Annotated in this window: 13 protein-coding genes; 5 read left to right on the top strand and 8 right to left on the bottom strand. The window is 70.5% G+C overall.

Going from position 1 to position 13,577, the window contains the following annotated elements:
• Nucleotides 1-3 precede the first annotated feature (3 nt).
• From ACNPQM_RS00660 to ACNPQM_RS00650, 3 genes are all read right to left on the bottom strand, one after another.
• A complete protein-coding gene (locus tag ACNPQM_RS00660; RefSeq protein WP_418082403.1) occupies nucleotides 4-1,251 on the bottom strand; it encodes a substrate-binding domain-containing protein in 1,248 nt (415 codons plus the stop codon).
• Nucleotides 1,252-1,461: 210 nt separating this feature from the next.
• Nucleotides 1,462-1,833, bottom strand: coding sequence for a DUF4190 domain-containing protein (locus ACNPQM_RS00655; protein WP_418082402.1), 372 nt, complete (start codon nucleotides 1,831-1,833; stop codon nucleotides 1,462-1,464).
• Nucleotides 1,834-1,980: 147 nt separating this feature from the next.
• A complete protein-coding gene (locus tag ACNPQM_RS00650; protein ID WP_418082401.1) occupies nucleotides 1,981-2,589 on the bottom strand; it encodes a TetR family transcriptional regulator in 609 nt (202 codons plus the stop codon).
• A 227-nt stretch (nucleotides 2,590-2,816) separates the two neighbouring features.
• On the opposite strand from ACNPQM_RS00650, the gene ACNPQM_RS00645 reads away from it, so the two are divergent.
• From ACNPQM_RS00645 to ACNPQM_RS00625, 5 genes are all read left to right on the top strand, one after another.
• On the top strand, nucleotides 2,817-4,148 hold the full coding sequence (locus ACNPQM_RS00645; protein ID WP_418082400.1) for a glycosyltransferase family 4 protein: 1,332 nt from the start codon (nucleotides 2,817-2,819) through the stop codon (nucleotides 4,146-4,148).
• Between the two features lie 72 nt (nucleotides 4,149-4,220).
• On the top strand, nucleotides 4,221-4,988 hold the full coding sequence (locus ACNPQM_RS00640; protein WP_358859541.1) for a class I SAM-dependent methyltransferase: 768 nt from the start codon (nucleotides 4,221-4,223) through the stop codon (nucleotides 4,986-4,988).
• On the top strand, nucleotides 4,985-6,073 hold the full coding sequence (locus tag ACNPQM_RS00635; protein WP_418082399.1) for a prenyltransferase/squalene oxidase repeat-containing protein: 1,089 nt from the start codon (nucleotides 4,985-4,987) through the stop codon (nucleotides 6,071-6,073). Before ACNPQM_RS00640 ends, ACNPQM_RS00635 begins: the two co-directional genes overlap by 4 nt.
• Nucleotides 6,074-6,254: 181 nt before the next feature.
• Nucleotides 6,255-6,806: a hypothetical protein gene (locus tag ACNPQM_RS00630; RefSeq protein ID WP_418082398.1), complete on the top strand. Its 552-nt coding sequence runs from the start codon at nucleotides 6,255-6,257 to the stop codon at nucleotides 6,804-6,806.
• Between the two features lie 39 nt (nucleotides 6,807-6,845).
• Nucleotides 6,846-7,622, top strand: coding sequence for a maleylpyruvate isomerase family mycothiol-dependent enzyme (locus ACNPQM_RS00625; protein WP_418082397.1), 777 nt, complete (start codon nucleotides 6,846-6,848; stop codon nucleotides 7,620-7,622).
• A gap of 9 nt (nucleotides 7,623-7,631) precedes the next feature.
• On the opposite strand, the gene ACNPQM_RS00620 is transcribed toward ACNPQM_RS00625, so the two are convergent.
• The 5 genes from ACNPQM_RS00620 to ACNPQM_RS00600 all read right to left on the bottom strand — a co-directional run bounded on the left by ACNPQM_RS00620 (nucleotide 7,632) and on the right by ACNPQM_RS00600 (nucleotide 13,391).
• A complete protein-coding gene (locus ACNPQM_RS00620; RefSeq protein ID WP_418082396.1) occupies nucleotides 7,632-8,645 on the bottom strand; it encodes an LLM class F420-dependent oxidoreductase in 1,014 nt (337 codons plus the stop codon).
• A gap of 115 nt (nucleotides 8,646-8,760) precedes the next feature.
• Nucleotides 8,761-9,534, bottom strand: coding sequence for a hypothetical protein (locus ACNPQM_RS00615; RefSeq protein ID WP_418082395.1), 774 nt, complete (start codon nucleotides 9,532-9,534; stop codon nucleotides 8,761-8,763).
• Between the two features lie 274 nt (nucleotides 9,535-9,808).
• Nucleotides 9,809-10,750, bottom strand: a complete 942-nt coding sequence (locus ACNPQM_RS00610) for an N-acetylmuramoyl-L-alanine amidase (RefSeq protein ID WP_418082394.1) — start codon at nucleotides 10,748-10,750, stop codon at nucleotides 9,809-9,811.
• A gap of 217 nt (nucleotides 10,751-10,967) precedes the next feature.
• Complete coding sequence (locus ACNPQM_RS00605; RefSeq protein ID WP_418082574.1) at nucleotides 10,968-11,555, bottom strand: class I SAM-dependent methyltransferase; 588 nt, start codon at nucleotides 11,553-11,555, stop codon at nucleotides 10,968-10,970.
• A 219-nt stretch (nucleotides 11,556-11,774) separates the two neighbouring features.
• Nucleotides 11,775-13,391: a chitobiase/beta-hexosaminidase C-terminal domain-containing protein gene (locus tag ACNPQM_RS00600; protein ID WP_418082393.1), complete on the bottom strand. Its 1,617-nt coding sequence runs from the start codon at nucleotides 13,389-13,391 to the stop codon at nucleotides 11,775-11,777.
• Nucleotides 13,392-13,577 lie beyond the last annotated feature (186 nt).

The raw sequence follows: 13,577 nt of genomic DNA, 5'->3' as shown, positions 1-13,577 counted from the left end.
CGGTCAGCCCGCCGAGGGCTTCGCGGGCGGCGCCACCTTGTCCATCGGCTCGGTGTTCACCAGCTCCGGCTTCGCGGTGGCGCCCTTTCCGGTCAGCTTCGCCACGAACATCGGCTGCAGCAGCGCGTGGTCCTCGGCCCGGATCTGCTCCTTGCCCTTCACCCCGTCGAAGCTCCAGCCCTCCAGCGCCTTCGCCATGGCGGCGGGATCGGTGGCGCTGCCCTCCTCCACGGCGTGCACGATCATCTGTGCCGCGGTGAAGCCGTCGGGGGTGAACAGGTCGGGGGTGCCGCCCGCCTTGGCCACCGATTCCAGCATGGCCTTCTCCACGGCGTTGCCGCCGCCCGCGCCGGGGAAGTAGTGCGCCAGGAACGAGACCTTGGAACCCGCCGCACCGAAGACCGGGTACGAGGCGGTCCCGGCCAGCCCGGTGACCACCTTGGAGGCGCTCGGCACCCCCTGCTGGTCCAGTGCGGTCCACAGTGCGGGGGCGGTGGAACCGGCCCAGGCGACGAAGACCAGATCGGGACCGGCGGCCTTTACCTGCCGGGCGAACGGGGTCAGGTCCGTGGCGCTCGGCGGGGCCAGCACGGAACCCACCTTCGCGCCCTGGCCGCCGAGCACGGCCTTCACCGCGGCGACGTTGGCCTGGCCGAACGTGGAGTCCTGGGCCAGCACGGTGACCTTCTTGCCCTTGGCCCCGCCGAGCATCGCTCCGGCGGTGAGGATGTCCTGGTAGGACTGCCGGCCGGAGCGGAACGTGTAGTCGTTGATCCCGGTCACGGCGTCGGTGGCGGCGGGCCCGCTGACGTACAGCACTTTGTTCTGCGCGGCGAGCGGCGCCATCTGCAGGGCGACCCCGGAGTCCGTGGTCCCTGCCAGTACCTTGTAGCCCTTGCCGATGAGGTTCTTCGCGGCGGCGACCGCCTTGCCGGGGTCGCCCGCGTCGTCCTGCTCGGTGACCTCGATGCGGTGTCCGGCCACCTTGCCGGTGCCCTTCGTCGCGAAGTCCAGACCCGCCATGAAGCCGTCGCGGTACTGCTTTCCGTAGGCCGCTAGCAGCCCGGTCCGGGAGTAGACCAGCCCCACGTCGACGGTCTGGTCCTTCGCGCCCTTGCCGGACGCGGTGTCCGACTCGCCCGCCTTGCCGGCGGCGGTGCAGCCGGTCAGCAGGACGCCGGCGGCGGCCAGTGTGGCGAGCGCGGAGAGGGGTCTGCGGTGGTGGACGGTGCCTGTGGCTCTGCGACGCATGGTGACCGGCTCCTCGGCGGGGTTCCTGTGATGTCGCCGAACCGTATGAACCCCGCGCCGTTGTCGACATGGTGCAGGGGCCCCCACCTGACGCGGTGCACATGTGGGGGTCGCACATGGGCCCGAGCCGGGGGCAGGGTGGCGCGGCCCGGGAGGACCGCGCCCCGTCACCGTCGCGCCATCCGCCCGGGCGGATGGCCGTCGGCGATGTCAGACGCCGCTGACCGCCTGGATCGTGGCCACGAGGAACCCGAGGCAGGCGAAGGCGCAGCCGATGATCCCCATCACCATTCCGGCGGTCGCCTGGCCGCGGGCGCCGCCCTCGCCACGGTCCGCCATGCGGCGGGCCGAGATGCCCAGGCACAGGGCGATGATCGGCGCCACGATCGGGACGAGCAGCAGTCCGACGATGCCGAGCACCATCGAGGCAGTCGCCTTGCCGGTGGGCAGCGCGGCGCCCGTGGGGTACCCGTAGCCGTAAGGGGCCTGGGCGCCGACGCCGTACCCCGGCGCCGTTCCGGGGTGGACGCCCAGGTTCTGCCCGTCCGCCGTGCCGCCTGCCATGCCTGACTCGTCAGTCATGTCTTCCTCTCCATCGGTGCTGGTCAGGTTCATGCTAGGAGAGATTCGAGGGCGCCCGGCACAGAGATGTGAGGGGTGTGTGGTCGACAGGTGAGGCCTCGGGGCAGGTCCGCCAGGAGCTGTCCGCGGCTGATGACGAACCAACCCTCAGGGGGCGTCCGGAGTCGTCACGTCGATCAGCCGGCACACCGTCTCGATGTCTATCTTCACCTGCGCGATCGACGCCCGCCCCGACAGCCAGGTGATCAGCGCCGAGTGCCAGGTGTGCTCGATGACCCGGACCGCGGACAGCTGCTCCGGCGTCGGGTGCTGGAGCCCCATCGAGTCCAGGATGATGGCCGTCGTGATCCGCGAGACGGTGTCCACTTCGGGACTGACGCTGCGGTCCGCGAAGGTCAGCGCACGCACCATCGCATCCGCCAGATGCGGTTCGCGCTGCATCGCGCGGAATGCCCGCATCAGGGTGTCGGCGACGCGCGCCGCCGCGTCGTCCCCGGCCGGGGGGCGCTTGCGCAGCGTCCCGTGCATGCGCTGGAGCTGGTCCTGCATGGTGGCGACCAGGAGGTGGATCTTGGAGGGGAAGTACCGGTACAGCGTGCCGAGGGCGACCCCGGCGGCCTCCGCCACCTCACGCATCTGCACCGCCTCGAAACCGCCCCTGCTGGCGAGCTGGGCACTGGCGTGCAGAATGCGACGACGGCGGGCCTCCTGCCGTTCCGTCAGGGGCGGCGATGCCGGCTTGGCTTCCGCTGTCATGTGTCCCCATCCATGGCTTCTGTCCACGACCGGGGAGGCGTCTGGGCCCCGGCGGCGCACAGCATGCCAGGGTGTCCGGTGGTGGCGCGAATCACCTGATCCGGCCGTTGCGTCGACGCTACCTGCCGGTAGATTCGTAGCTCATTGAACGATCCAGTCTGAAACTTGTTCTAGATTAGCGTGAGCGGTTACGCTCCGGCGAACACGCAGTGAGAAGGGGGCCGAGTGTGACCGCTGAGGCCATAGAAGCGGGCCCCCGTGCGGGCGGCCACGCGTCGGACAGTGCCGACGGGCGACCTCTGCGCATCGCACTTCTCACCTATAAGGGCAACCCGTTCTGCGGCGGTCAGGGTGTGTACGTACGCCACCTCGGCCGCGAGCTCGCCCGCCTCGGCCACAGCGTCGAGGTGATCGGCGCCCAGCCCTATCCCGTACTCGACGAGGGCGTCCCGCTCACCGAGTTGCCGAGCCTGGACCTCTACCGCCAGCCCGACCCGTTCCGCACCCCGAAGCGCGGCGAGTACCGGGACTGGATCGACGCCGCCGAGGTCGCCACCATGTGGACCGGCGGCTTCCCGGAACCGCTCACCTTCAGCCTCCGTGCCCGCCGTCATCTCGCCGCCCGTCGTGGCGAGTTCGACATCATTCACGACAACCAGACCCTCGGGTACGGGCTGTTGGCGGATCTCGGCGCCCCGCTCGTCACCACCATCCACCACCCCATCACCGTCGACCGGCAGTTGGAGCTGGACGCCGCCGAAAGCCGCCGCCGCCGAGCCTCCGTGCGCCGCTGGTACGCCTTCACCCGCATGCAGAAGCGGGTCGCGCGCCGGCTGCCGTCGGTCCTCACCGTCTCCGGCTCCTCCAAGCAGGAGATCGTCGACCACCTCGGAGTGCGGCAGGACCGGATCCACGTCGTGCACATCGGTGCGGACACCGACCTGTGGTCGCCCGACCCGTCGGTCGCCGAGGTGCCCGGCCGGATCGTCACGACCTCCAGCGCCGACGTCCCGCTGAAGGGCCTCGTCCACCTCGTCGAGGCGCTCGCCGAACTCCGTACCGAGAACCCGCAGGCGCACCTCGTGGTCGTCGGCAAGCGGGCCGAGGACGGACCGGTCGCGCAGGCCATCGAGCGGTACGGACTCCAGGACGCCGTCGAGTTCGTCAAGGGCATCAGCGACGCCGAACTCGTCGACCTGGTGCGGAGCGCCGAGATCGCCTGTGTCCCCTCGTTGTACGAGGGGTTCTCGCTGCCCGCGGCCGAGGCCATGGCCACCGGCACCCCGCTCGTCGCCACCACCGGCGGTGCGATCCCCGAGGTGGCCGGACCGGACGGCGAGACCTGCCTGGCCGTGCCGCCCGCCGACGCCGGGGCGCTGGCCTCCGCACTCGCCCGGCTGCTGGGCGACCCGGAACTGCGGGCCCGGCTCGGCGCCGCGGGCCGCGAACGGGTGCTGTCCCGGTTCACCTGGAAGCAGGCGGCCATCGGCACCGCGGAGCTCTACCGGCAGGCGATCGCCGCCCGCGCCGCCGCCACGCACTCCGGCAGCCGTCGGTGACCCCGACGCCCGTCCTCGCCGTCCCGGCTCCCTGACCCCTCCTCGACCCCCCGACCGCGAAAGCAGGCATTCGTGCTGACCGTGGACTTCACCCGCTTCCCGCTCGCCGCAGGCGACCGAGTGCTCGATCTGGGCTGCGGCGCCGGACGCCACGCCTTCGAGTGCTACCGGCGCGGCGCCCAGGTGGTGGCTCTCGACCAGAACGGCGAGGAGATCCGCGAGGTCGCGAAGTGGTTCGCGGCGATGAAGGAGGCCGGTGAGGCCCCCGAAGGCGCCACCGCCACCGCGATGGAGGGTGACGCGCTCAACCTGCCGTTCCCCGACGAGTCCTTCGACGTCGTCATCATCTCCGAGGTGATGGAGCACATCCCCGACGACAAGGGCGTGCTCGCCGAGATGGTCCGGGTCCTCAAGCCCGGCGGCCGGATCGCCATCACCGTGCCGCGGTACGGCCCCGAGAAGATCTGCTGGACGCTCTCCGATGCGTACCACGAGGTCGAGGGCGGCCACATCCGCATCTACAAGGCCGATGAACTCCTGGACAAGATCCGCGGCGCCGGTCTCAAGCCGTACGGCACCCACCACGCCCACGCCCTGCACTCGCCGTACTGGTGGCTGAAGTGCGCGTTCGGAGTCGGCCGCGACGGCGAGGACGCGGCGCTCCCGGTCCGCGCCTACCACAAGCTGCTGGTCTGGGACATCATGAAGAAGCCGGCCGTCACCCGGGTCGCCGAGCAGCTGCTCAACCCGGTTGTCGGCAAGAGCTTCGTCGCCTACGCCACCAAGCCGCACCTGCCCAGGGCCGCCGCAGCGGACGACCTTCCGAAGGCCGAGGCGTGACCACTCCCGAGCAGACCGAACACCTCGTCCTGCCCGGAGTGCTCACCGCCGAGCAGGCCACCGAGACCGTCGCCGCGCTGCTCGCCGTGCAGTGCGAGGACGGCGCGCTGCCCTGGTTCCGCGGTCACCACCTCGACCCGTGGGACCACACCGAGGCCGCCATGGCCCTCGACGCCGCGGGTGAGCACGCCGCGGCGGAACGCGCCTACGACTGGCTGGCCCGGCACCAGAACGAGGACGGCTCCTGGTACGCCGCCTACCACGACGGCGACCCGGACCGGCCGACCGACCGGAGCCTGGAGTCCAACTTCTGCGCGTACGTGGCGGTCGGCGTCTGGCATCACTACCTCGCCACCGGCGACGACGCGTTCATCGACCGGATGTGGCCGACCGTCCACGCGGCCGTCGAATTCGTCCTGCGGCTCCAGCAGCCGGGCGGGCAGATCGGCTGGAAGCGTGAACCCGACGGCACCCCGGTCGACGACGCCCTGCTGACCGGCTGCTCCTCCATCCACCAGGCGCTGCGCTGTGCACTCGCCATCGCCGAACAGCGCGAGGAGCCGCAGCCCGACTGGGAGCTGGCCACCGGTGCGCTCGCGCACGCGATCCGCAACCACCCCGAGCGCTTCCTCGACAAGAGCCGCTACTCGATGGACTGGTACTACCCGGTCCTCGGCGGAGCGCTCACCGGAACGGCCGCCAAGGAACGGATCGAGGAAGCCTGGGACCGCTTCGTCGTCCCCGGCCTCGGGGTGCGCTGTGTGCTGCCCAACCCCTGGGTGACGGGCGGCGAGAGCTGCGAACTCGCCCTGACACTCTGGGTGATGGGTGAGTCCGACCGGGCGCTGGAGATTCTCCAGTCCATCCAGCACCTGCGCGCCGAGGGCGGCATGTACTGGACCGGTTACGTCTTCGAGGGCAACCGGGCGTTCTGGCCGGAGGAGCACACCACCTGGACCGCCGGCTCGCTGCTGCTCGCGGTGGCCGCTCTGGGAGGCGACGAGGCGACGACCGCGGTCTTCAGCGGCGAACGGCTGCCGAAGGGGCTGGAGCCGGACTGCTGCGACGAGGCTTCGCGCACCTGATGGTCCGCGTGGACCACTGAGCGCGTCCTCACCGGCAGGTCAGTAGCGGCGAATGTGGCCCGAAACCCGGACGGCGCCTCCTGAGTGGCGCGGCGCCCGGGCCGGGACGAGCCTGGCCGGGAGTGCCGAACCGCGTCACTCACCGCAGAACTCGCCGTGTGCCCGTCCAGGGAGGCCCGCCGTGCCCGGTTCCGTACCGCTCCGCCGCCTGTTCGTAGCGTTGCTGCTGTCCTGCACTGTGCTGGTGGGCGCCACCGCGTGCGGCAAGGGATCCGGGAGCAGTGCGAGCTCCTCCCCGTCCCCGAGCGGCACGGCGTCGCCGGAGAAGCAGAAGCTCGCGAAGACGCGGTTCGTCGCCAATGCGGGGCTCGCGGCGGGTGCCACGTATCAGTGGATCGTGAAGCCGTACCGTGCGGGCACGTTCAAGAAGGGCGCCGACGGGCGGAAGTCCGCACTGATCAAGGCGGGGCTCGCGGGCGGGTTCGCGTACAACCGGCTCAAGGCGGCGGCGGAGAACGCCAAGGGCGACCCGCTGCTGTCGAAGGCGGTCGCGCCGCTGACTGCGGGCATCGAGTCGCTCAAGGGGCTCGGGAACAAGCTCCGCACGGGCGAGGCGAGCGCGGGGGACGTCGGTGCCTTCGAGAACGTCATCAGCGGTATCAAGGACGCAGGCAAGAGCGCGGGCGCCGAGGTGAAGGACAAGGTGCCGTCCGCCTCCCAGCTGGGCGGATAACCGATGTGGGCCGAGCGACGACCCCATTAGGGTGCCGCTATGACACTTCTTTCACATGATCGCTACTGCGACGAAATCGTCCGGCAGACCGATGAGTTGAGGGCGGTGATCAAGGGCGAGGATCTCTCTGCGCGGGTCCCGACCTGCCCCGACTGGACGCTGCGCGATCTCGCCGTGCATGTCGGAGGTGCCCACCGCTGGGCCGGTGAGATCGTCCGCACCCGGGCGACCGGGCAGCTCCCGGACGAAGAGGTGCCGGAGTTCACGCCGGCCGGCGACGACCCGGCCGTGCTGGACGCCTGGCTGGCCGACGGGGCGGCGAAGACGGCAGCCGTCCTGCGCGACGCAGGCCGTGACCAGCAGGTGTGGAGCTGGTCGTGGGACACGAGCGCAGGGTTCTGGGCGCGGCGCATGGCGCACGAGACGGTCGTCCACCGCGCCGACGCGGTGCTCGCCGTGCGGGCCGGCTACGAGGTGGATCCTGAACTGGCGGCCGACACCATGGACGAGTGGCTGGAGATCGTCGCCTTCGCCCAGTCCATGGGGGACCCGGAGGCCGGGGAGCTCCGGGGGGCCGGCCGGTCCCTCCACTTCCATGCCACGGACGTGCCTGCGGCGGAGTGGCTGATCGAGTTCGGCGAGGACGGGTTCACCTGGCGGCGGGCGCATGAGAAGGCGACCGTCGCGGTGCGCGCGCCGCTGACGGACCTGATGCTGCTCTTCAACCGGCGGCTGGACGTGGACAGCGGACGGGTCGAGGTGCTCGGAGACCGGGAGTTGCTCGACTTCTGGCTGGAGCGTGCGAGGTTCCGCTGAGGCGGGCGCTCAGGCGCTGTTGAGGTCTGCCAGTACGCGCAGGGTGCGTGGGTCCGGTGCCGTGACCAGCAGGTCGGTCACCGGGCCCTTGCGCCACAACTCCAGCCTTTCCGCGATCCGTTCACGCGGTCCGACGAGCGAGATCTCATCGGCGAACGCGTCCGGCACAGCCAGCACCGCCTCCTCCTTGCGGCCCTGGAGGAACAGCTGCTGAATCCGCCGCGCCTCCTCCGCGAAGCCCATCCGTGCCATCAGGCCGGCGTGGAAGTTACGGGCGGCGTGTCCCATCCCGCCGATGTAGAAGCCGAGCATCGCCTTCACCGGCAGCAGGCCTTCCGTGACGTCGTCACAGACGTGCGCACGGGCCATCGGCGCGATCATGAAGCCGTCGGGGAGCCCGGTCAGCGACGCCTCGTACACATCGGTCCGTAGCGGCGACCAGTACAGCGGCAGCCAGCCGTCCGCGATCCGGGTCGTCTGCGCGATGTTCTTCGGGCCTTCGGCACCCAGCAGCACGGGCATCCCGGCCCGCAGCGGATGGGTGATCGGCTTCAGCGGCTTGCCGAGCCCGGTCGCGTCCGGACCGGTGTACGGATGGGAGTGGAACCGCCCGTCCAGCTCAACAGGGGCCTCGCGCCTCATTACTTGCCGGATGACCTCGACGTACTCGCGGGTGGCGGTCAGCGGGCTCTTCGGGAACGGGCGCCCGTACCAGCCCTCCACCACCTGGGGCCCTGACAGCCCGAGCCCGAGCATCATGCGGCCGCCGGAGAGGTGGTCGAGGGTCAGTGCGTGCATGGCCGTCGCGGTCGGGGTGCGCGCCGCCATCTGCGCGATGCCGGTGCCCAGCCGGATGCGGGAGGTGTGCGCCGCGATCCAGGTCAGCGGGGTGAAGGCGTCGGAGCCCCAGGCCTCCGCCGTCCACACCGAGTCGTAGCCCAGCTGTTCCGCCTCGCGGGCGAGCTCCAGGTGGGCGGGGTTCGGGCCGCGGCCCCAGTAGCCGAGAGCGAGTCCGAGCCGCATACCGGTTCCTCCAGCCATCTTTCACTGACGCTGCGTCAGATCGCTTGTACGGGCGGAGAGTACGGCAGCGGCCCCCCGCCCGGAAGGGGCGAGGGGCCGCAGAGCGGAAGTGCTGTCAGCCGCGCTGGATGCCCGTGGTGTCCTGCAGAACGCCACGACGGCCGTCCTGGGTCTGGGCGATGAGACTCGGACCACGCTGCTCGACCGCGAGGTACCAAGTGCCCGGCGCCAGTTCGGCGATCGGGCTCGGCGAACCGTCCTCGCCGTACAGCGGACGGGCCACCGGGACGGCGAACCAGAACGGCGTGAAGTCGCCGGCCGGCGCGGCGCCGCCCTGCTGCGCCTGGGCGGGGGCGGGCTGACCGGGCTGCGGCTGGGCACCGTACGGCTGGGGCTGCCCCGGCTGCGCCCCGTAAGGCTGCTGCTGCGCACCCGGGTAGCCGTACCCCTGGCCGGGCTGCGGCTGGCCGCCGTACGGCGCCTGCACGGGCTGCGGGCGCGGGGCGCTCATCAGGGGTGCCTTCAGCGCGGGAACCAGCGGGGTGGCGACCGCACCGCCGGCCAGCACGAACGAGGCGATCAGACCGAGGACGAGACCGGCACCTGCGTCGACCTGGCCGAGGTCGATGATCGTCCAGAAGATGTTCCACGCGGTGAAGACCGTGGCCGCGACACCGAACTGGCCGAGTTCCAGGCCGACGATCTTGCGGGGCTGGGGCTGCGAATGGGAGAGCACGATCAGTGCCGCACCGATCACCCCGACCAGGTAGACGCCGATCGCATTGCCCAGCGAGTCCCAGGCGTTCGGTGCGGCGACGGTGAGGCCTTTGTAGGAGAAGAAATCGAGGAAAGAGGCGATGAACAGCACGACCGCTGCTCCGATCACCACGCCATCGCCTCTAGTGAGCGAGCGGATATCCACGTGAAGGTCCTTAGTCGGTCGTCTCGTCGGGCGGTCGTCGCTGCCGCCGGTGCGGCGGGCACGGAGCGAAGCCCGAGGGCGGCTCCGCATCGCACGGATGAATCTATCGTCTGCCCGGGCGGGCTGTGTCCTGGCCCGGACCTTGGACGGTCATCCCCCCGAATAACCCTGCATAACCACCGCACAACCGCCGCACAATTACACGTGCTTGGGCCGACCGCCTCCCATGTGCCGGTCGGTCTTACCCGCGCAGGTAGGAACTGATGCCGTCCGCAATGCCCTGTGCGGCCTTCTGGCGCCAGCCTGCGCTGGTGAGCAGGGCGGCGTCCTTAGGGTCACGCATATTGCCGCACTCGATGAACACCTTGGGCACCGTGGACAAATTGAGTCCGCCCAGATCCTTGCGGGTGTCCAACCCCGTATTGTCGCCCACATAATTGGAAGGCGAACTTCCGGTAGCGCGCACGAAGAGACCGGCGATCCGGGTGCCGAGATCGCGCGACGGTTCGACGATTTTCGAGGTGTCCGCCGCCCCGCCGCGCACGAGTGCGGGAAGAATCACATGGAAGCCGCGGTTGCCGACCGCGGAACCGTCCGCGTGCACCGACACGACCGCATCGGCCTCGGCGTTGTTGCCGATCCGGGCCCGCTCGTCGATGCACGGCCCGTAGGGGCGGTCGTTGTCGTACGTAAGGACCACCTTGGCGCCCTGTGCCTGCAGGAGCGCCCGCAGCCGGTGGGAGACGTCGAGGGTGAACTCGGCCTCGGCGTAGCCCGAGTCGGTGGACGTACCGGTGGTGTCGCACTCCTTGTGCGCGGTGCCGATGTCCACCTGGCGGCCGATCTCGCGGGTGTGCTCGTGGTTGCGTGGGTTGTGCCCGGGGTCGATCACGACCGTCTTCCCCGACAGCGGCCCGGACACCGTGCGGCTCGTGGACTTCGACGGGGAGGGCGGTACCGCGGTCGTCCCCGCCGCCGGACTGCTCTTCGCGGGCGAAGACGACAGGGACGGCGCGGACGACGTGCCGCCACCGCCCTCGCGCGGCTGCGCTGCCGCCCCACCACCACTGCCACCGCCGCACCCCGTGATCAGGCAGACGCAGCCCAGCGCGGCAGCGGCGAGCAGGGCCCGGCGGCGCCGCGCGGGGTGAGGGGCGGGAGGAACACTGGTGTTGTACGGCACGTCGCGATGCTATCCGGCGGCTCAGAGTGCCCGGCAGTAGGCTTCGCGGCGTCGCGGGGCCGGTGCACGCACCTCGCGGCGTTGTCGTCAATCTCCAACTCCCCCATAGCCCCAAAGGCATGGGGGGGACCCCCTTCGCGTTGGCTCAATCCTCCGCCTTGCGAAGCACGCACCCCAGCCCCGCTCCTTCACCCGCGCTGCCTACTGCCGGGCACTCTCAGATCCCCGTTCCGGTACGGCGCAGGACGCGCAGCGAGTCCGTGGCCGACACCTCGGTGAACGCCCCGGACTCCAGCGCCCGCAGATACACCCGGTACGGTGCCTGACCACCGTGCGCAGGGTCGGGGAACACGTCGTGGATCACGAGCAGCCCGCCCTCGGCGACATGCGGCGCCCAGCCCTCGTAGTCACCGTTCGCGTGCTCGTCGGTGTGCCCGCCGTCGATGAAGACGAAGCCGAGCTGCCCGCCCCAGACGGCCGCGACCTGCGGGGACCGCCCGACGAGCGCCACGACGTGGTCTTCGAGGCCCGCCGCGTGCAGCGTGCGGCGGAAGGTCGGCAACGTGTCCATCCGGCCGACCTCCGGGTCCACGACGGTCGGGTCGTGGTACTCCCAGCCCGGCTGCTGCTCCTCGCTGCCCCGGTGATGGTCGACGGTGAGTGCGGTCACACCGGCCGCCCGGGCGACGTCGGCGAGCAGGATCGTGGACCGCCCGCAGTACGTCCCGACCTCCAGCAGCGGCAGACCGAGCGCGGCGGCGTCGGTGGCGGCCGCGTGGAGGGCGAGCCCCTCGACCACCGGCATGAAGCCCTTGGCCGCCTGGAAGGCGGCGAGAATCTCCGGCTCGGGCTCGGCGGCCACGGGGTTCCTCCTGGTCGTACGGGAATGAAACGGCGCCTCATCGTGCCGTACGGGCCGGCCGGCACTGTCGGCGGGGTGGCCTGCGCCGGCCGGGCCGACTCCCGGTGCGGCCGCAGGAGCGGTGGGCCCGGCGGCCCACCGCTCCAGGGGTGTTCCGGCGCGTCAGCGGGTGAACGTCAGCGTCGTGGCCGGGGAGGCGTTGCCGTACGCGTCCACCGCCACGACCCGCGCCTCGTACGTGTGACCCGCCACCGCGCCCGGGACCGGGATGTCCAGGGTGTTCGGGCGCGGCATGATGAAGAAGTCGGAGAGGACCTTGGACGAGACGGCCTTGGTGCCGGTCGTCGTGTCGGTGATGTCGACGTCGTAGTGGTGGACCATCTGGTCGTCCTGGGCCTGCGCGATCCGCACGGCCGTGGCGCCCTCGGGGCCGCGTACCGTCGTCAACGGCTCGCCGGTGGTGAACCGCGGTGCCACCTTGTTCCGTTCGGCGGCGGTGTACCGGAAGTTGTCCTTGATCTGCTGGTTCGTCGAGCCCTTCAGACGTACCGTCCAGCCCGGACCGCTCAGCGTGCCCGCGCTGGCGTACGGCGGCTGCCAGCTCGCCGACCACTGTCCTCCGGCGTAGATGTCGTGCTGGTCCGCGGCCATGTTGATGCGCTCGATCTCCGTACGGTCCTTGTAGACCTCGACGAAGAGCGCCTGGGCGGTCGGCGACTCGAAGCGGTTGGCGAGGCCCGTCTCGGTGACCATCTGGTAGCCGTGGTCGATCTCGACGTACGACATCGAACCGTCGTTGACCGACGTGAAGTCGCGCTGGTGGATCGACCGGTCGTCGTTGATGTTGAGGTGCGAGTGGCCGCTGAAGAGGATCGCCTGCGGGAAGGCGCTCAGGTCCTCGGCCAGCCGCGGGTTGGACGCCTGCTGCCCGTCCATCGCCGTTCCGGTGGTGGGGCGGTGGCCCTGGACGAGGATCGGCCGGTTGGCGTTCGCCGGGTCAGCGGTGAGCTCGGCCAGGCGGGTCTTCAGCCAGGTGCGCTGCGCGGTGTCGTTGTTGTACGTCTCCGTGTTCACCGTGAAGAGGTGCACACCCTTGACGTCGGACTCGTAGTAGCCGCCGCCGGAGTCCGGGAACCACGCCTTCGGGTAGCCGGCCCGTATCGCGGCGAGGCTCGCGTCGTGGTTGCCGTTGGAGATCAGCAGCTGGGTGCTGTCCATGCCCTTGCGCTTGAGGTTCGCCTGGAAGATCTCCGAGACGATCCTGTGGTCAGGACCCTTGCCGTCGCCGTTGTCATTGATCATGTCGCCGTTGGACAGGATCGCGTCCGGGTTCGGGAAGATCGAACCGATGGTGTCGAAGAAGCTCTCGTACTTCTTGTCGTTGTGCGCGTGGTCCCCGACGTGGACGTCCGACATGACGACGAACGTGGCGAGCGGCTTCTCCTGAGTCTTGATCAGGTAGCCGTACGAGACGGGCGGGCTCGCCTGACTGCCGTGGAAGGCGACAGCCGTGACGTTGGTGTCCTCGGTGATCCGCAGTGGGCGGCCGGGGGAGTAGACGCTGCTTTCGCGGGTCGGGGTCGAGCCGTCCAGCGTGTAGCGGACGGTGGTTCCGCGCTCGGCGCTGAACTTCAGTGTCACCGCGTGCTCGTACCGCCCACCGGGCACACTCACACCGGGTGCCGCGGGCGGGTGAGAGGCGTCGGGCTCGGCGTGGGCAGCGGTCGGTGCGGCGAGCGCCGCGGACGCGGCAATGATCACAAGAGGGGTGATTCTCACGGGGGTTCCTTGTCTCTGGCGCGGTCACTATAACGAGTCGGTAACCGGTCTGAACCAAGGACGTTAGGTGGTCACGGGGAGGGGGAGGGGCGCCCCGGCTGACCGTTCCGTGAAGCGGTCGTGAACGTCCGGGTACGGCTCGCGCAGGGCTGCGCGCCATGCCGTACGCCCCCGCCGGAACAGGTC

The organism is Streptomyces sp. NPDC056231, assembly GCF_048270745.1.
Classification (GTDB): domain Bacteria; phylum Actinomycetota; class Actinomycetes; order Streptomycetales; family Streptomycetaceae; genus Streptomyces.
Note: the sequence above shows the minus strand (reverse complement) of the source record. Positions and strands in the feature narration are given on the sequence as shown.

What these genes read in the sequence shown, in the direction of transcription:
- ACNPQM_RS00660 (WP_418082403.1), bottom strand. Translation starts at nt 1,251, where the DNA reads ATGCGTCGCAGAGCCACAGGCACCGTCCACCACCGCAGACCCCTCTCC.
- ACNPQM_RS00620 (WP_418082396.1), bottom strand. Translation starts at nt 8,645, where the DNA reads ATGCGGCTCGGACTCGCTCTCGGCTACTGGGGCCGCGGCCCGAACCCC.
- ACNPQM_RS00650 (WP_418082401.1), bottom strand. Translation starts at nt 2,589, where the DNA reads ATGACAGCGGAAGCCAAGCCGGCATCGCCGCCCCTGACGGAACGGCAG.
- ACNPQM_RS00625 (WP_418082397.1), top strand. Translation starts at nt 6,846, where the DNA reads ATGACACTTCTTTCACATGATCGCTACTGCGACGAAATCGTCCGGCAG.
- ACNPQM_RS00655 (WP_418082402.1), bottom strand. Translation starts at nt 1,833, where the DNA reads ATGACTGACGAGTCAGGCATGGCAGGCGGCACGGCGGACGGGCAGAAC.
- ACNPQM_RS00605 (WP_418082574.1), bottom strand. Translation starts at nt 11,555, where the DNA reads ATGCCGGTGGTCGAGGGGCTCGCCCTCCACGCGGCCGCCACCGACGCC.